Origin of the sequence: Streptomyces sp. NRRL S-920 (genome assembly GCF_000717945.1) — a bacterium.
Lineage (GTDB): Bacteria > Actinomycetota > Actinomycetes > Streptomycetales > Streptomycetaceae > Streptomyces > Streptomyces alboniger.
In genome coordinates this window covers 1-2,388 of sequence record NZ_JODF01000134.1, presented here as the reverse complement: position 1 = coordinate 2,388, position 2,388 = coordinate 1, and the positions used below count along the sequence as shown (strand labels likewise).

Genomic DNA, 2,388 nt, shown 5'->3' with positions numbered 1-2,388 from the left:
CCCGCCGGGTTCCGGGTAGCCCTCCGGGTGACCGACCGGCCGAGGGGAGACCCCGGCCACCCCCACACCCCAGCCACCCGCCGGGCCGCAACTCGCCCCGCGCCCCCGCCCCTTGGGAGTAAGGGCCCCGCCGGAGGCGGTCCTTCTTCTCCACCACGACCAGGTGCAGCCCGGTGGCGCCGTGGGTCCGGCCGGCCCGCGCAGCGGGCCCGCCGCCGCGAAGCGGGGGGCACCCTTCGCCGTCGTCGCGGAGCGACGACACCCCACGCGAAGCGTGCACTGCAGACCGGTCCAGCGCAGCGGACCCACCCCGTGCGGCGCGGAGCACCGCACCTCGGCGCGAAGCGCCGACACTGCCACGGTTCGCGGAGCGAACCGCAACGCTGCCGATGCCGGAGGCACCGGCGGCCGTCCGCCGGAGGCGGACCTCCCTGGTCTCCACCTCGACCAGGTGCACCCCGGACTCCGCCTCGACCGACGCGGACGGTCCCGGCGGTCCGCGCCAGCGGACCCGAACGGGAACAGCCGCCCCGCCAGGGGCGCCCGTTCCGCCCGACGAAGGAGGGCCTGGTCCCGGTGCCGACGGCACCGGCCGACGAAGGAGGCCGGGGCCGGCGAGCACGCACCGGGCCACCAACACCGCCACGCCGCCAGGCGTGTCCGCTACCGCCGCGACGCCGCCCCGCCCCGGCCGGCTCGGGCGGGGCGGGGCGGCGCCGTGGCGGTCAGCCGGTGAAGGCGGCCCACTCCATGCCGCCCCTGGCGTACTTGAGACCGGCGCGCACGCGGAACGCCTCGTCGTCCGTGATCGCGCGGGTGATGCCCTGTTCGCTCAGGAACGCGTCGATGGCCTCCAGCGGTTCTTCCGAGTATCGGAAGTTGTCGGTGGTGCCGTGGGTCGCGGCGAGCTCTCCCGCCTTCCAGAGCTGGACGGAGTAGGTCCGGCGGTCCGGGTCGAAGATCGGCCGCAGTTCGGCGTCCTCGCCGTCGAGCTCGACCCGCCGCAGTTCCTCGAACAGCTCGTTGCGGCGCCTGTCGCAGTCCTCGGGGCTCCACCCCTCGACGTAGACCCCGGACCGCTGGACGGGGTACTCCACCAGGGGGCTGATGCTGCCGTAGCCCCACGGGAAATCGGCCTCCCGGAAGTTCACCCGGTAGCGGTCCCATGCCGTGCCACCCGGCACGCGGCCGCACCACATGGCACCGACACGGACACCGGCCTGGTGCTCGTACTGGTACAGGCGATCACCGGGCTGCACGTCGGCACCCTTCACCGTGAACGTCTTCAGGCGCGGGATCAGCCGGTACACCTCGGTCTCGTCCGCTGCGGTCCTCATCATGATCTCCTCTGTCGAAGGTGCGGGGGCCCGCCGTGGCGGGCCCGGCGGGCGGGGTGGTGTCAGGACCCGAACACCGTGTCGATGGCGTTCAGGAAGTGGAACGCGCACGCCCGGCGGCGGACGGGGCGGCGGTCCGCGGGGGCCCGCTTGATCCACGGGTCCGCCTCGATAGCGACGGGGGCGGGCTGAGTGCAGCGGGGGTGGTCGCAGCGGCCCGGCCGTCCGGCCTTGGCCAGGTCGATGACCCGGTACGGATCGGCCAGCGTGACGTCGAATCCGAACGCGCTGCTGCGCATCGCCGCTTCGTAGGCGGCGCGCTTCGCGGCCTCGGCGCGGGCCTTCTCCGCTGCGGCGGCCTCCTGGGCGGCGATGGCTTCCGCCAGCGTCTCGGCGGACGGGGAGGGGCTGCCCGCCACCGTGTGGGCCTTCAGGACTTCCCTGCGGCGGCTGGCCAGCGTCTCGTCGTCCTCCCAGGGCTCGCGGACGGGCAGCACGCGACCGTGCATCCAGTTCCACCGGTCGACCATGTAGTTCAGGGCGATCTGCGGGGTGCGGACCTCGGCGACGAACTCCAGGTCGTGCAGAACGACGTCGTCCCACCACTCGGTGTGCGTCCGGCGGCCGTCGCTGAAGAAGACTCCGAGAAAGGCGTTCGTGTCGGCGAAGTAGACGTTGGCGGCCACGATGTTGCCGTGGTAGCCGTCCTCCTGGAGGGCTTCCACCAACCAGTCGTAGTGCCGGAGTTCGGCGGTGTGCATCGGGACCACGGTCAGGGGGATGTCGCGGCCCTCCGCGACCCGGGGGCCGTTGCGGTGGAAGGAGACGACTCCGCCGGTGCGGTAGAGGGTGCTGGTGGTCATGTCGTCTCCCTGGTGTTGAAGGTTCGGGCCTGTCGTCCGGGGCTGCCATCCCCTTCCGACATCACTAATTCTGCCTTATTCAAGTGCCCGAGTCCACCTGGAACAGTCCTCCGAACGGGTGACCTGCATCACATCTTTCCGCAGGTCAGCGGCGGTTTCCGCCCCCTCCGCGCGGGCCTGCCCGGCGG

2 protein-coding genes are annotated in these 2,388 nt (G+C 72.7%); both read right to left on the bottom strand.

Annotated features, from left to right (window positions below):
• Positions 1 to 725: 725 nt before the first annotated feature.
• The gene (locus tag IG54_RS42730) at positions 726 to 1,337 is read right to left on the bottom strand and encodes a hypothetical protein (protein WP_051820487.1); all 612 of its coding nucleotides are present in this window, start codon (positions 1,335 to 1,337) and stop codon (positions 726 to 728) included.
• 62 nt (positions 1,338 to 1,399) lie between these two features.
• Positions 1,400 to 2,200 carry a hypothetical protein gene (locus IG54_RS42725; RefSeq protein WP_037898467.1) on the bottom strand — a complete coding sequence of 267 codons (801 nt, stop codon included), beginning with the start codon at positions 2,198 to 2,200 and terminating at the stop codon, positions 1,400 to 1,402.
• Positions 2,201 to 2,388 lie beyond the last annotated feature (188 nt).